Origin of the sequence: Streptomyces lateritius (assembly GCF_014649715.1) — a bacterium.
GTDB classification, from domain to species: domain Bacteria; phylum Actinomycetota; class Actinomycetes; order Streptomycetales; family Streptomycetaceae; genus Streptomyces; species Streptomyces lateritius.
On the sequence record NZ_BMTO01000004.1, the window covers coordinates 423,792 to 438,285 of the forward strand.

Here is a 14,494-nt window from a genome sequence, read left to right on the forward strand (position 1 = left end):
ACGTGCACTTCATCCAAGGCAGAGGAACGGTAGGACGAGGGGCCCTTCTCGTCATCGCGTTCATCACCGCGATCGGCATCAGCCTGACCGGAGCGGAACGCGCTGAGGCCGCGCCCGGCCCAAGCTTCACCAACCCTGTCGTCGACGTGCCCAACAGTGCCGACCCGACGCTGGTCCAGCACGGCGGCTTCTACTACTACGTCGCGACGACCTGGTCCTCCGACATCGTGATGCGCCGCTCACCCACGATCGCCGGTCTGCGTAACGCACCGGAGCGGCTGGTCTTCCGCACGGCCGGGACAGGAATGTGGGCGCCGCATCTGGAGAAGGTCGGTGACCGCTGGTACCTGTACTACTCGGTTGAGCAGTCTGGCGGGCCTCGACGAACGCATGCCCTGGAGAGCTCCGGCAGCGATCCGCTCGGGCCGTACGTATATCGCGGCATCGTCAACCTCATGCCGAACAACGGGTGGGCCATCGATGCGAGCCTGCTGAGGCTCAACGGTTCTCTCTACATGACGTTCTCCGCCTTCTCCCCGGCGGACAACCTGCAGTCGCTGTACATCGCCCCCATGTCGAACCCCTGGACCGCCAGCGCACACGGGACGCGGATCTCGGCGCCGACGCTGGCCTGGGAGCGGCAGGACGGCGCGGTCAACGAAGGATCCTTCGCGCTGCAGCGCAACGGCCGCACCTTCCTCACGTACTCGGCCAGCCACTGCAACGGACCCAACTACAAGCTGGGGATGCTGGAGTACACAGGAGGCGATCCGCTCGCCGCCGCGTCGTGGACAAAGGCTCCCCAACCGATCTTCCAACGCAATGACGCCGCCGGGGTGTTCGGCCCCGGACACCACTCCTTCTTCACCTCGCCCGACGGCACCGAGACCTGGATCGCCTACCACGCGAACTCCTCAGCGTCGCAGGGATGCGGGACCACGCGCACGACGCGGGTGCAGAAGATCTCCTGGAACGCCGACGGCACCCCGAACCTCGGAACCCCGGTCTCGACGTCGACCGTGCTCCAGGGCCCGTCGGGAGAGTCCCCTGTGCCGGCGGCGCCGGTCGCCCTGCGCAACCGGCACAGCGGGCTGTGCCTGGACGACTACAACTGGGCGACCGCGCCGGGGGCAGAGGTACGGCAGTGGACGTGCAGTGGCGCCGCGGTCCAGAACTGGACCCTGACACCCACGGCCGACGGCTACTACCAAATCCGCAACGGGCACAGCGGCTTGTGCCTGGACAACAAGGATTTCGCGACCACAGCCGGATCCCCCGTCCAGCAGTGGACGTGCAACGGCGCAACCGTGCAGCAGTGGAGAGTGGTGCCGACCGCAGGCGGCTACTCCACCCTCGTCAACCGGCACAGCGGTCTGTGCCTCGACAACTACAACTGGGGCACAGCGCCAGGCTCCGAAGTCCGCCAGTGGACCTGTAACAGCAACAACGCCCAGCAGTGGAACATCGTCTGACCCTCGACGCGCTCAGCGCGCACGGGGCCTTGGCGCTTCTCGTGTAAGCGGTGCACACAGGTACAGGTGACCGCTTGCGCTGAAGGCGTGCTACGCGTTCGTATCGTTCCGATCCCCCCTCGTTCGCGAGAGGGGATCGGAACAGTGAGCCTTCTCCGACCTCACGCTGACGCGCGGTGAAGGACGAGAACGGCCTGGACAATCGCGGTGATGCGGTCGGTGCTGCAGCGGAGCTTCCGCAGGAGGCGCCTGCCCTTCAGCGTGGCCATGGCCTGCTCGCCAAGGCTCCGAATCCTGGCGTGCGTGCTGTTGTGCCGACGCTGCCACCGCTTGAGGCGACGGCCGCCGAAGGGCAACCCGGATGGAGTCGCCGGCGCCCTGATACGCCTTGTCGGCCCAGCACTCGAGTCCGATCTCGGTGAGCGCGTCGACGACGGCTGTGGGTGCGGGCTGCGGTCAGGTCGTGGGTGGAGCCGGGTATCGCGGGTCAGACCCACAGCAGGTCCGAAGGGATCAGTGAGGACCTGGACGTTCATGCCGTGACATTCGTGTTTGCCCGAGTGGTACGGGGTGTCGGCGGCGATCCGGTCGATCGGCAGCAGCGTCCCGTCGAGGATCACGAAGGTCGGGCGGCTCACGATCCGCATCGCGTCGGCCAGGCTGGGAGCCAGCGCGACCAGGACCCCAGGGAAATGCGGCCGTATCAAGTGGGCGGACGCCCCCGGGTGGGGGGAGGGGTCGGCACGGATCCAGCACGACGCACCCGAACGGACCGGAACGGACGCCGGCGGAAGTCAACACCAGGTCAGCACCAGCGCATCTGCGCTCGATGTGTCTCGCGCGGCCCGCGCCTCTGACCAGCATGTTTGCGCGAGGGGGTGCCGCGTGGCATATGGCGCCCTCCCATTTGGAGAACATCTGGCTGCGGACCAAGCGCTACAACGCGAGCGGGAAAGTGGCCTCCGGCACAGGGGGCGTCTGCTACCTCTACTTCCCCGACCGCCCCACACCCGCCCAGCGCAAGGCCTTGGCGGCCGTCGGCATCCGCTGACGAGCCGCCCCGGCCCCGGGCGCCGTGACGAACGTCTCTACCCCGGGGCCGCCCCTCGCTGGCACTGTGGTGGCCATGACCGCCACCTCCCACTCCATCGCCCGTTCCCGTGCCCGTACCGGCGGCCCCGAGGACAACGGCCCGAAGGTTCTCGAACACGTCCTCGGCTGGACCCTGGTCGTCGTCCTCGCCATGTTCGTCACCCAGATCGGCCTGATGTGACCGGAGCGTCCGACGCGACCGGCACGTAGAGGAGCTCCTCGCCGTCGTCACGGGTCCGTGTCAGGAAGTCGCAGAGCACGGCCGGGCGCATCGTCAGGGCCACGGCTCCCCGCGGTACCCGGCCCCGCACGCCGACGACGCCTGAGCGGACGGCGGGCCCGGCCGGCCGCGGACGTGACCGGCGCCCCCCGTGACCGGAACCCGCGTGACCGCCGTCCGCACGCGCGGCGGACGTGTGACCGGCGCCCGCCGAACGGGCATACTCCTTGCGCCACGGGTGGCGGGCGCCCCCTCGCGCGATCCGCCGGGGGAGCATCGGCTCAGCGTGTGCGTACCGGCGGAGCCGCCCGACCCCTCGCGCGCGTCGCCGCAGCGCCCGACAGGGAAGGAGTGCGCCGCCATGCCCGACCGCGCCCCGCAGACCGTGGAACGCCGGCTGCCCACCGAGGAGGCCCGGGAACTGCTCGCCCTGGTCCGTGACATCGCCGAGCGCGAGATCGCACCGCGTGCCGCCGAGGAGGAGGACGCGGGCCGCTTCCCCCGGGAGCTCTTCTCGCTGCTCTCCTCCTCGGGGCTGCTCGGCCTCCCGTACGCCTCCGAGTACGGCGGCGGCGACCAGCCCTACGCCGTCTACCTCCAGGTGCTCGAGGAACTCGCCGCCGCCCGTCTCACCGTCGGCCTCGGCGTCAGCGTCCACACTCTCTCCTGCCACGCGCTGGCCGGCTTCGGAACCGAGGAACAGCGGGCCGCCCATCTGCCGGCGATGCTCGGCGGCGGCCTCCTCGGCGCGTACTGCCTCTCCGAACCGACCTCCGGTTCCGACGCGGCCTCCCTGCGCACCAAGGCGGTCAGGGAGGGCGACGAATGGATGCTGACCGGTACCAAGGCGTGGATCACGCACGGTGGGATCGCCGACTTCTGCACGGTGATGGCCCGGACCGGCGGCGAAGGGCCCAAGGGGATCACCGCGTTCCTCGTCCCGGGCGACGCCGAGGGGCTGAGCGCGGCCGCGCCCGAGCGGAAGATGGGCATGAAGGGCTCGCCCACCGCGCAGCTCCACTTCGACGGGGTACGGATCCCGGACGCGCGCCGCATCGGCGAGGAGGGCCAGGGCTTCGCCGTCGCGCTCTCCGCCCTGGACTCCGGGCGGCTCGGGATCGCGGCCTGTGCGGTGGGGCTCGCGCAGGCGGCCCTGGACCAGGCCGTCGAGTACGCCCGCGAGCGCCGGCAGTTCGGCCGGCCGATCGCCGACTTCCAGGGCCTGCGCTTCCTGCTGGCGGACATGGCGACCCGGATCGAGGCGGGCCGGGCGCTGTACCTGGAGGCGGCGCGGCTGCGTGACGAGGGCAGGCCGTTCGGCCGGCAGGCGGCGATGGCGAAGCTCTTCTGCACGGACGCGGCCATGCAGGTCACCACGGACGCGGTCCAGGTGCTCGGCGGATACGGGTACACCGCGGACTTCCCCGTGGAGCGCTACATGCGCGAGGCGAAGATGCTGCAGATCGTCGAGGGCACCAATCAGATCCAGCGGATGGTCATCGCGCGTCACCTTGTCGGACCAGAGTCCCGCTGACCCCGCTCACGCGGACGGTACGGTCCGCCCAGACGGGGGCCGCGGTCAGCCGGTTCCACTCGTGGTCGCTGCGGCCCGGCAGGAAGCGGCCGTGGCTCGCCCACTGGGTGAGCAGCGCCTTGTAGATGGGCGGGTCGGCCAGGTGCGGCGCCGGGTGCGGAACCGATTCTTCAAGCCGCGGCTCGGCGAGTCGCCGCCGTCCGCTGCCGACAGGGGTGGTGTACAGCGAGGTCATGCCCGCTCCAACGCGATCCGCCGGGCCGGGGTCACCGCCGGACGCATTCGAGCGAGAATTCGGTAGCTACCCGGAGGTGGCCGCCCGCCCGCCGGGGCCCGGTTCGCGCACGGCTCCGGCCTCCCGCGCCGGTTCTGTCCTGCCGTCAACTCCCGCTCGCCGAGCAGGACCGTCACTGGTGAGGACGGCGGGGGCGGACCGGTCCTCGCGGGACAGGCTCAGGCCGCGCGCCGCATCTGCGACACCTTGATCGGACGGGAGCCCGGACCGCCCACGTGCGAGAAGGGCTGCGTCCGCCAGTCGAGACCCTGAGGAAGGGTCAGCAGGAGCGCCGTGTCCTGCTCCTGCACCTCCAGGGTCTCGTCCGCCGGGCTCGCGTCGGAGGCCGCCCGGCCGGTGCCCGAGCAGACCGTCAGGACGAACGGGTTCCACGGGGTCGGGCACAGCGCGTGCTCGGGCAGTACGTCCTCGTCGGCGAGCAGCGCGATCGGCTGCACGCAGTCCGGGCAGATGACCCGGTACATCTCAAAGGTGTCGTACGCGTCGAGCTCGTCGGCCGCCTCGACCGAATCAACAGGCTCCTGCATGGACAATCTCCCCCTCGGGTGGGTCGACCAAGTACGTATGGCCTCGACCAGAACAAGCAATTCCCATGCGGACCGTCGTATAACCGTGAGGTCCCGTCCGACCCTGGCCGCAAACCTGTGGCGTTCGTCACATGCCGTTCGCAGGTGCCCCGCGGATGCCCATAGACGGCCAAAGGAGGCGGCCTCCCGGCTGTGCCGATGCGACCCCTGGGCAATAGGTTGACCGCATGGAGGAGCTGGATCGTCAGATCGTCGAGTTGCTCGTCAGAGACGGGCGCATGAGCTACACCGACCTGGGCAAGGCCACCGGCCTGTCCACGTCGGCCGTGCATCAGCGCGTCCGCCGTCTGGAGCAGCGCGGGGTCATCCGCGGCTATGCCGCCGTCGTCGACCCGGAGGCCGTCGGGTTGCCGCTGACCGCCTTCATCTCGGTCAAACCCTTCGACCCCAGCGCCCCGGACGACACTCCGGACCGGCTCGCGGACATCCCGGAGATCGAGGCCTGCCACAGCGTCGCGGGCGAGGAGAACTACATCCTCAAGGTGCGCGTCGCCACCCCGCTGGAGCTGGAACACCTGCTCAGCCGCATCCGCTCGCAGGCCGGCGTCTCCAGCCGGACCACGGTCGTCCTGTCGACCCCGTACGAAGCCCGGCCGCCGCGTATCTAGGCTGGTCACCATGACCACCGAGTACGAACACCGCACCGTGCTGCTGCGCGGTGGAGAAGTCCACAGCCCCGCCGACCCCTTCGCCACCGCCATGGTGGTGGAGCGCGGACACGTCGCCTGGGTCGGGTCGGAGGGGGCGGCCGACGCCTTCGCCGCCGGAGTGGACGAGGTGATCGACCTCCAAGGCGCCCTGGTCACCCCCGCGTTCGTCGACGCGCACGTGCACACCACCGCCACCGGTCTCGCCCTGACCGGCCTCGACCTCTCCTCCGCCGCCTCGCTCGCCGAGGCCGCGGAGCGGATCCGCGCCCACTCCGCCGCCCGCCCCGACGACCGGATCCTGATCGGACACGGCTGGGACGCCTCCCGCTGGCCCGAGCGCCGGGCGCCGCGCCGCGAGGAACTGGACACCCTCACCGGCGGCCGTCCCCTCTACCTCACCCGGATCGACGTCCACTCGGCCGTCGTCACCACCGCGCTGCTCGACCTCGTGCCGGGCGTCCGCGACCTCACCGGCTTCCGCGACGGCGAACCGCTGACCGGCGACGCGCACCACGCCGTCCGCGCCGCCGCCTACGCGGCGATCTCGCCCGCGCAGCGCACCGAGGCCCAGCGCGCGGCCCGCGCCCACGCCGCCTCGCTCGGCATCGGCACGCTCCACGAGTGCGGCGGACCCGAGATCTCCTCGGAGGACGACTTCACCGGCCTGCTCGACCTCGCCCGTGACGAGCCGGGCCCCCGCGTCGTCGGTTACTGGGCCGACCTCGACGTCGCCCGGGCCCGCGACCTCGGCGCGGTGGGCGCCGCCGGCGACCTCTTCGCCGACGGCTCGCTCGGCTCGCACACCGCCTGTCTGCACGAGGCCTACGCCGACCACGCCGACACCGCCCACACCGGGGTCGCCCACCTCGACGCCACGACTGTCGCGAGCCATGTCGTGGCCTGTACCGAGGCCGGCCTCCAGGCCGGGTTCCACGCCATCGGCGACGCGGCCGTCACCGCCGTCGTCGAGGGCGTCCGCGCCGCCGCCGAGAAGCTCGGCCTCGCCCGCATCAGGGCCGCGCGGCACCGCGTCGAGCACGCCGAGATGCTGACCCCCGAGACGATCGCGGCTTTCGCCGAACTCGGCCTCACCGCCTCCGTCCAGCCCGCCTTCGACGCGGCCTGGGGCGGTGAGGAGGGCATGTACGCCGAACGCCTCGGCGCCGAGCGGGCCCGCACCCTCAACCCGTACGCCGCCCTGCTCCGCGCCGGAGTGCCGCTGGCCTTCGGCTCGGACAGCCCGGTCACCCCGCTGGACCCCTGGGGCACGATCCGCGCCGCCGCCTTCCACCGCACCCCCGATCACCGGATCTCCGTCCGCGCCGCCTTCACCGCGCACACCCGAGGCGGTTGGCGGGCCGCCGGACGCGACGACGCGGGGACACTCGTCCCCGGCGCCCCCGCCGACTTCGCGATCTGGCGCACCGACGAGCTCGTGGTGCAGGCGCCCGACGACCGCGTGGCCCGCTGGTCGACCGACCCGCGCTCCGGAACGCCCGGTCTGCCCGATCTGACCCCCGGGCGCGAACTCCCCGTCTGTCTTCGGACGGTGGTCTTCGGACAAACGGTGTTCGTACGGCCGAACGAGTGACGTAGGGACATTTCGTACCGCCGATCGATGATCAACCGGCTCGTTCATCACCTGCGGATCTTCCCCACTGACCTGGCAGTATCGATCATCTTCGCAGGTCAAACGGGTGTTGACAGCTAGCCGTCACCGGCCGGTAGGTTCGGCGCGTCCACCACAGGACGTCCGACCGGATTCAAACCTCCACGCAGTCGTCGAACGCCGCTGGGTCAAGGAATGGTGTGCCGCACCGGCGCGCCATCCCCGGGAACCAGGTTCAGCGCCCGCGCCTCGGGGGCGAGGGAAGGTTTTGTCCGGCGGAGGGTGCGACCCGGGTGGGGCCCGGACGTTCAGTAGACAACGGCTCTCGGTCGACCCGCAGCCAGCGGGTCCCAGGTCGGCCCGAAGGGCGCCGGGCCCCGATCCGCACCGCCGGCTCGCTATGGTGGGGGCTCGCGTAGGCGTCCGAAGGGGCAGTAGTGAACGACGGTGGCCAGAGGCGGTACGGCCCGCTCGGCAGTGCCTTGGTGATCATCCCGACCTACAACGAGGCGGAGAACATCAGGCCCATCGTCTCGCGTGTGCGGACGGCCGTACCCGAGGCGCACGTCCTCGTCGCCGACGACAACAGCCCCGACGGCACGGGAAAGTTCGCCGACGAGCTCTCCGCCGAGGACGACCACGTCCACGTCCTGCACCGTGCCGGCAAGGAAGGGCTCGGTGCCGCCTACCTCGCCGGCTTCCGCTGGGGCGTGGAGCACGGCTACGGCGTCCTCGTCGAGATGGACGCCGACGGCTCCCACCAGCCCGAGGAACTGCCCCGGCTGCTGACCGCCCTCAAGGGCGCCGACCTGGTGCTCGGCTCCCGCTGGGTGCCCGGCGGCCGGATCGTGAACTGGCCCAGGTCCCGCGAACTCATCTCCCGCGGCGGCAGCCTCTACTCGCGCCTCATGCTCGACGTGCCGATCCGTGACGTCACCGGCGGCTTCCGGGCCTTCCGCAAGGAGACCCTGGAGGGCCTCGGCCTGGACGACGTGGCCTCGGCCGGCTACTGCTTCCAGGTCGACCTGGCCCGCCGCGCGGTCGCGGCCGGTTTCCACGTCGTGGAGGTCCCCATCACCTTCGTGGAGCGTGAGGTCGGCGACTCCAAGATGAGCAAGGACATCCTGGTCGAGGCGTTGTGGCGGGTCACCGGCTGGGGTCTGACGGACCGTGCGCGGAAGGTCGGCAAGCTGCTCGGCCGCGGGCACGCGCGCTGATCCCTCCTTTACGGCGTTCCTGCGGGGCTCCAGGCACACTGGGGACCATGACGACAGGCGCACCGCCCCCTCTCGCCCCCAAGCGCTCCAGCGCGCGTACGTTCCTCCCGCTCGCCCTCGCCGCCTGGCTGGTCCTCGAGATCTGGCTGCTGACGGTGGTGGCGGGCGGGGTCGGCGGGCTGATCGTCTTCGGCCTGCTGGCCGGCGGCGCCGTCCTCGGTGCCGTGGTGATCAAGCGGGCGGGCCGACGGGCCTTCAGAAACCTCACGGAGACCTTCCAGAAGGCGCAGACGGCGGCGCAGTCCGGGGTGGCGCCCACCCCCGCCGACCGGGTCGGGGCGGAGGACCGCAACGGCTTCCTGATGCTCGGCGGTCTGTTGCTGATGGTCCCCGGCCTCGTCTCCGACGTGCTGGGTCTGCTGCTGCTCGTCCCGCCCGTCCGCTCGATGCTCGGACGCTCCGCGGACAAGGCCGTGGAGCGCCGGATGAGCGCCGCTCCGCAGAGCAGCCTGCAGGACGCCTTCCAGCAGGCTCGTATGCGCCGCCCGGACGGCAAGGTCGTGCAGGGCGAGGTGGTGCGGGACGACGCTCCTCAGGGGCGGCGCGACCCCCAGGACCCGCGCCCGCCGCTGACGCCGTAGCCGAAGCCAGCGGTGGACGAACCCAGCCGTGGACGAACCGACGCGTGAGAACGCCGCGGGGCCCGGTACACACAAGGTGTACCGGGCCCCGCGGCGTTGCTTCGGCCGCGCCGTCCGCTAGGCGGACTTGCGGCTGTCTCGCGGGTGTACGGCGATGTTCATGGCGCCGGACCGCAGGACTGCCAGCCTCTCGGCCAGCACCTCCTCCAGCTCCTCACGCGTACGCCGTTCCATCAGCATGTCCCAGTGCGTACGCGCCGGCTTGCCCTTCTTCTCCTCGGGGCCGTCCCCGTCCACCAGTAGAGCCTGGCTTCCGCAGACCTTGCACTCCCACTCCGGCGGAATTTCCGCTTCCACAGAGAAGGGCATCTCAAAACGATGGCCCTTCTCGCATGCGTACTCCACGGCCTGGCGCGGGGCCAGATCGATGCCGCGGTCGGTCTCGTAGCTGGTCACCACGAGGCGCGTGCCGCGAAGAGCTCGCTCACTCATGAATCGTGCCTCCCGGGCTTGTCGCCCACAGGACAGGTGTCGCTGTCGTCGTCATCCGGTCAACGTCCGGTCGGCGGTAAAGATTCCCGTTCCGGGTCATGCGTCGCCCGTCGTGCCGCCCCTTGTTCTACCCACCAGTGCCCGGTTTGTCACATCTGGCAGCAGATGTCACCCACCGCTTGAACTAAAGCAGCGCGCAGTAACGGTCCGCCTGGCAGGCCAAAGGCGTATACTACCGGCCTTTCACTTCCGCGTCTAAATCCGTTCCGGAACCGGGTTGCCCGCGGCGGCCACGGCGGCCCGGACCGGAACCCGCGCAAGGAGGACGAAACCGGCGGCGAAGAAGATCACCAGAGAGATGATGGCATCCCGATAGCTGCCGGTCAGCTGATACGCGAGACCGAACACCAGTGGCCCCAGCCAGCTCAGGCCCCGGTCGCTCATCTCGTAGGCCGAGAAGTACTCGGCCTCCTTGCCGCGTGGCACCAGGTGTGAGAACAGCGAGCGCGACAGCGCCTGGCTTCCGCCCAGGACGAGACCGATCGCCGCCGCCAGACAGAAGAACGCCACCGGCGCGCCGGACGGCAGGAAGTAGCCGGCGGCCAGGATCAGCGTCCAGACGGCCAAGGACGCCAGGATCGTCCGCTTGGCGCCGTACGTACGCGCCATCCGGCCCATGCCGAGCGCCCCGACGACCGCGAGGACCTGGACCAGCAGCACCGCCGTGATCAGCGTCGTCTGCTCCAGACCCAGCTCCTCCGAGCCGTAGATCGACGCCTGCGAGATCACCGTCTGCACCCCGTCGTTGTAGACGAGGTAGGCCAGCAGGAAGGAGAGCGTCAGCGGATGACGGCGCATGTCCCGCAGCGTCTCCCGCAGCTGCCGCCAGCCGCTGCCGACCGCGCCCTCGCCGTGCGGCCGCACCCGGCGGTCGCGCAGCCGCCGCAGCGGTACGAGCGTGAAGGCACCCCACCACAGCCCCGCCGAGGCCAGGCAGATCCGCACCGCCGCGCCCTCCGAGAGCCCGAAGGACTCGTGCCCCGAGTACAGGACCAGGTTCATGACCAGGACGAGGGCGCCGGAGGTGTAACCGAAGGCCCAGCCACGCGAGGAGACCGCGTCCCGCTCGTCGGGCTCGGCGATCTGCGGCAGGTAGGCGTTGTAGAGCACCATCGAGACCGCCAGCGAGGCGTTCGCCACGATGAGCAGGAACGCCCCGAGCAGATACCGGTCACCGCTGAGGAAGAACATGCCCGCCGTCGCGGCGGCGCCGGTGTACGCGGAGACGGCGAGCAGCGGCTTCTTGCGGCCCGTACGGTCCGCCGCCGCGCCCACCAGCGGCATCACGAGCACCGCCACCACGATCGAGACCGAGACCGAGTAGGCGAAGAGGGAACCCGCCCGCACCGGGATCCCCAGCGGGTGGACGAACCCCTCCGCGTCCGCCGCCGCCTTGGCGACCGACGTCAGATAGGGCCCGAGGAACACCGTCAGTACGCTCGTCGAGTACACCGAGCAGGCGAAGTCGTAGAAGTACCACCCGCGCTGTTCGCGACGGCGGTCGGCGGGATCGGCGGTGTGCGCCTCCGGCTCGGCAGTGTTGGCGGTCAAGGCCGCGGCCCCCTCGTTGGTCCCCGTGGCGGGACGCGCGCTCAGACCCACACTCCCCGGTCGGTCAGCACCGTACGCAGCGTCTCCAGATGATCGGTCATGATGCCATCGACCCCCAGGTCGAGGAGAGAGTTCATCCGGTCCGGGTCGTTCACGGTCCACACATGGACCTGCAGACCGCGGGAGTGGGCCTCCCGCACGAAGCGCCGGTCGACCACCGGGATCCCGCCCTGGCTCTCCGGGACCTGGGCGGCGACCGCTCCCGCGCGCAGCGCGGCGGGGATGCCGAGCGAGCGCAGCCGCAGCCCGAGGACGCCCTTCACGCCGTACGAGGTGGCCAGCCGCGCCCCCGCCAGGCGCTGCGCCCGGGCCACCCGGCCCTCGGTGAAGGATCCGACGCAGATCCGGTCCCAGGCGCCGGTCCTGCGGATCAGGTCGACGAGCGGCACGAGCGACGACTCCGCCTTGAGATCCACGTTCCAGCGGGCCTGTGGGAACTCCTCCAGAAGTTCCTCGAAGAGCGGCAGTGGCTCCTTGCCGGCCACCCGTGCCTCCCGGACGGCGTCCCACGGCAGGTCACGGATCCGCCCGGTGGCGTCCGTGACCCGGTCGAGGGTGGAGTCGTGGAAGGCGACCAGCGCACCGTCCGCGGTGGTGTGCACATCGGTCTCGAAGTAGCGGTACCCGGCCGCGGCGGCGCCCCGGAAGGCGGCCGCGGTGTTCTCCAGGCCGTCCGCCGCGCCGCCGCGGTGGGCGAACGGGATGGGGGACGGGTGGTCCAGATAGGGGTGGCGTACGCGAGTCACCGCCGCAGTATGGCCTGCTTCGGTGTCGCCGAGGCGACCACGGTGCTGCTTCCGGCCCGCTCCGGGACGGCGAACCGGCGCAGGAAGAACTGCGCGAGCGGCCCGATGGCCAGCGCGTAAAGGACTGTGCCCAGGCCGACCGTGCCCCCGAGCAGGAAGCCGGCGGCGACCACGGCGACCTCGATCCCCGTACGGACCAGGCGGATCGAGCGGCCGGTGAGCCGGTGCAGGCCCGTCATCAGGCCGTCGCGCGGGCCGGGGCCGAACCGGGCGGCGATGTACAGACCGGTCGCCACACCGTTGAGGACGATGCCGACGACGAGCAGGGCGCTCCGCGCGAGCAGCCCGTGGGCGTCCGGGACCACCGCCAGCGTCCCGTCCATGGCGACGCCGATGACGAAGACGTTCGAGACCGTGCCCAGGCCCGGCCGCTGCCGGATCGGGATCCACAGCAGCAGCACGATCGCGCCGACGACGATCGAGACGACCCCGATGGTCAATCCGGTCTTCTCGGCGAGACCCTGGTGGAGAACGCCCCAGGGCTCCAGACCGAGTCCGCCGCGCACCAGCAGCGCCGAACTGATCCCGTACAGCGCGAGACCGGCGTAGAGCTGAGTGAGCCGACGGGTCAGATGCCGGCCGCGAAGGCCGGAGGCGATGGACAAAGGACTGCCCCCTGTGGTGATAGTGGACTGACTCATGTCACTCTGTGGCGGGGGATTGGATGCCAACCATGGCCAATTCGAGGAAGGTGGACTGAATTCCATGGCTCAGTGGACTTCAGCCGTCGGGCCGGCGCAGCTCGCCCGCCAGCTCCAGGCGCAGCAGGCCCGCCCCGCGGGGCCGGGCGCGCGCAAGCCGCCCGCCTACCGCGCGCTGGCCGACGGCATCCGCCTCCTCGTCCTGGAGGGCCGGGTTCCGGTCGCCGCCCGGCTGCCCGCCGAGCGCGAACTCGCCGTGGCGCTGACCGTCAGCCGTACGACGGTGGCCGCCGCCTACGAGGCGCTGCGCGCCGAGGGCTTTCTGGAGTCGCGGCGTGGGGCCGGTAGCTGGACGGCCGTACCGGCAGGGAACCCGCTGCCCTCGCGCGGACTGGAACCGCTGCCGCCCGAATCGCTCGGCTCCATGATCGACCTCGGCTGCGCCGCCCTGCCGGCCCCTGAGCCGTGGCTGACCCGCAGCGTCCAGGGTGCCCTGGAGGAACTCCCTCCCTACGCCCACACGCACGGGGACTACCCGGCCGGCCTGCCCGCGCTGCGGCAGATGCTCGCCGACCGGTACACCCGGCGCGGCATCCCCACCATGCCCGAACAGATCATGGTCACGACCGGCGCGATGGGCGCCATCGACGCGATCTGTCACCTCTTCGCCGGGCGCGGCGAGCGGATCGCCGTCGAATCGCCCTCGTACGCCAACATCCTCCAGCTCATGCGGGCGGCGGGCGCGCGTCTCGTGCCGATCGCGATGGCCGAGGGCCTGACCGGATGGGACCTGAACCTCTGGCGGCAGGTGCTGCGGGACGCCGCGCCGCGCCTGGCGTACGTCGTCGCCGACTTCCACAACCCGACCGGCGCCCTGGCCGACGAGGACCAGCGGCGCCAGATGGTGGACGCGGCCCGCTCGGCAGGCACCGTCCTGGTCGTCGACGAGACCATGTCGGAGCTCTATCTGGAGGACGACCTGCGGATGCCCAAGCCGGTCTGCGCCTTCGACCCGGCGGGCTCCACGGTGCTCACGGTCGGCTCGGCGAGCAAGGCGTTCTGGGCGGGCATGCGCATCGGCTGGGTCCGGGCCGCGCCGGACGTGATCCGCTCGCTGGTGGCGGCGCGGGCCTACGCGGACCTCGGCACCCCGGTCCTGGAGCAGCTCGCCGTGAACTGGCTGATGGGGACCGGCGGCTGGGAGCAGGCCGTGTCCATCCGCCGCGCCCAGGCCCGGGAGAACCGCGACGCGCTGGTCGCGGCGGTGCGCGCCGAGCTTCCCGAGTGGGAGTTCGACGTGCCCCGGGGTGGTCTGACGCTCTGGGTCCGCACGGGCGGCCTGTCGGGCTCGCGGATCGCGGAGGTCGGCGAACGGGTCGGCGTCCGGGTGCCCTCAGGACCGCGCTTCGGCGTGGACGGAGCCTTCGAGGGGTACGTCCGGCTGCCCTTCACCGTCGGCGGCCCCGTCGCCGAGGAGGCGGCTGCCCGGCTGGCGGCCGCGGCCCGGCTGGTGGAGTCCGGTGCGGGGGCGGGCGTCGAGGGGCACCGGACGTTCGTGGCGTAGCGG

The 14,494-nt window shown here is 71.3% G+C and carries 14 protein-coding genes and 2 pseudogenes; 9 read left to right on the top strand and 7 right to left on the bottom strand.

Annotated elements, in window-relative coordinates; genetic code table 11:
* The first annotated feature begins 2 nt into the window (after positions 1-2).
* The gene (locus IE136_RS10875; protein ID WP_158985315.1) at positions 3-1,472 is read left to right on the top strand and encodes a family 43 glycosylhydrolase; all 1,470 of its coding nucleotides are present in this window, start codon (positions 3-5) and stop codon (positions 1,470-1,472) included.
* Positions 1,473-1,633: 161 nt separating this feature from the next.
* Here the strand turns inward: IE136_RS10875 and IE136_RS35510 are convergent.
* Positions 1,634-2,155: pseudogene (locus IE136_RS35510) on the bottom strand (transposase family protein); the annotation flags it as partial.
* A gap of 227 nt (positions 2,156-2,382) precedes the next feature.
* Here IE136_RS35510 and IE136_RS10880 point away from each other — a divergent pair.
* From IE136_RS10880 to IE136_RS10890, 3 genes and pseudogenes are all read left to right on the top strand, one after another.
* Positions 2,383-2,523, top strand: a pseudogene (locus IE136_RS10880) (peptidase C39 family protein); the annotation flags it as partial.
* A gap of 75 nt (positions 2,524-2,598) precedes the next feature.
* Entirely contained in the window at positions 2,599-2,745 is a 147-nt protein-coding gene (locus tag IE136_RS10885) for an SCO1431 family membrane protein (RefSeq protein ID WP_158985313.1), read from the top strand.
* Positions 2,746-3,145: 400 nt separating this feature from the next.
* Complete coding sequence (locus tag IE136_RS10890; protein WP_189600210.1) at positions 3,146-4,318, top strand: acyl-CoA dehydrogenase family protein; 1,173 nt, start codon at positions 3,146-3,148, stop codon at positions 4,316-4,318.
* Here IE136_RS10890 and IE136_RS10895 read toward each other — a convergent pair.
* Positions 4,281-4,553, bottom strand: coding sequence for a hypothetical protein (locus IE136_RS10895; protein ID WP_229818750.1), 273 nt, complete (start codon positions 4,551-4,553; stop codon positions 4,281-4,283). The two genes, IE136_RS10890 and IE136_RS10895, sit on opposite strands and share 38 nt — an antisense overlap.
* A gap of 218 nt (positions 4,554-4,771) precedes the next feature.
* Complete coding sequence (locus IE136_RS10900) at positions 4,772-5,140, bottom strand: hypothetical protein (RefSeq protein WP_158985309.1); 369 nt, start codon at positions 5,138-5,140, stop codon at positions 4,772-4,774.
* Between the two features lie 227 nt (positions 5,141-5,367).
* Between IE136_RS10900 and IE136_RS10905 the strand changes: the two genes are divergently transcribed.
* The 4 genes from IE136_RS10905 (at position 5,368) to fxsA (ending at position 9,317) form a co-directional block, all read left to right on the top strand.
* Positions 5,368-5,808, top strand: coding sequence for an Lrp/AsnC family transcriptional regulator (locus IE136_RS10905; protein ID WP_158985307.1), 441 nt, complete (start codon positions 5,368-5,370; stop codon positions 5,806-5,808).
* Between the two features lie 10 nt (positions 5,809-5,818).
* Complete coding sequence (locus tag IE136_RS10910; RefSeq protein WP_189600211.1) at positions 5,819-7,441, top strand: amidohydrolase; 1,623 nt, start codon at positions 5,819-5,821, stop codon at positions 7,439-7,441.
* Between the two features lie 455 nt (positions 7,442-7,896).
* A complete protein-coding gene (locus IE136_RS10915) occupies positions 7,897-8,676 on the top strand; it encodes a polyprenol monophosphomannose synthase (RefSeq protein WP_189600212.1) in 780 nt (259 codons plus the stop codon).
* 47 nt (positions 8,677-8,723) lie between these two features.
* The gene (gene fxsA, locus IE136_RS10920; protein ID WP_189600213.1) at positions 8,724-9,317 is read left to right on the top strand and encodes an FxsA family membrane protein; all 594 of its coding nucleotides are present in this window, start codon (positions 8,724-8,726) and stop codon (positions 9,315-9,317) included.
* Positions 9,318-9,434: 117 nt separating this feature from the next.
* On the opposite strand, the gene IE136_RS10925 is transcribed toward fxsA, so the two are convergent.
* The 4 genes from IE136_RS10925 to yczE form a co-directional block, all read right to left on the bottom strand.
* Positions 9,435-9,809, bottom strand: a complete 375-nt coding sequence (locus IE136_RS10925) for an RNA polymerase-binding protein RbpA (protein ID WP_026278069.1) — start codon at positions 9,807-9,809, stop codon at positions 9,435-9,437.
* Positions 9,810-10,064: 255 nt separating this feature from the next.
* On the bottom strand, positions 10,065-11,420 hold the full coding sequence (locus IE136_RS10930) for an MFS transporter (protein WP_189600214.1): 1,356 nt from the start codon (positions 11,418-11,420) through the stop codon (positions 10,065-10,067).
* A gap of 41 nt (positions 11,421-11,461) precedes the next feature.
* Positions 11,462-12,226: a glycerophosphodiester phosphodiesterase family protein gene (locus IE136_RS10935; RefSeq protein WP_158985297.1), complete on the bottom strand. Its 765-nt coding sequence runs from the start codon at positions 12,224-12,226 to the stop codon at positions 11,462-11,464.
* Positions 12,223-12,927: a membrane protein YczE gene (gene yczE / locus IE136_RS10940; RefSeq protein WP_229818751.1), complete on the bottom strand. Its 705-nt coding sequence runs from the start codon at positions 12,925-12,927 to the stop codon at positions 12,223-12,225. Before yczE ends, IE136_RS10935 begins: the two co-directional genes overlap by 4 nt.
* A 64-nt stretch (positions 12,928-12,991) precedes the next feature.
* On the opposite strand from yczE, the gene IE136_RS10945 reads away from it, so the two are divergent.
* On the top strand, positions 12,992-14,491 hold the full coding sequence (locus tag IE136_RS10945; RefSeq protein ID WP_158985295.1) for an SCO1417 family PLP biosynthesis transcription factor: 1,500 nt from the start codon (positions 12,992-12,994) through the stop codon (positions 14,489-14,491).
* Positions 14,492-14,494 lie beyond the last annotated feature (3 nt).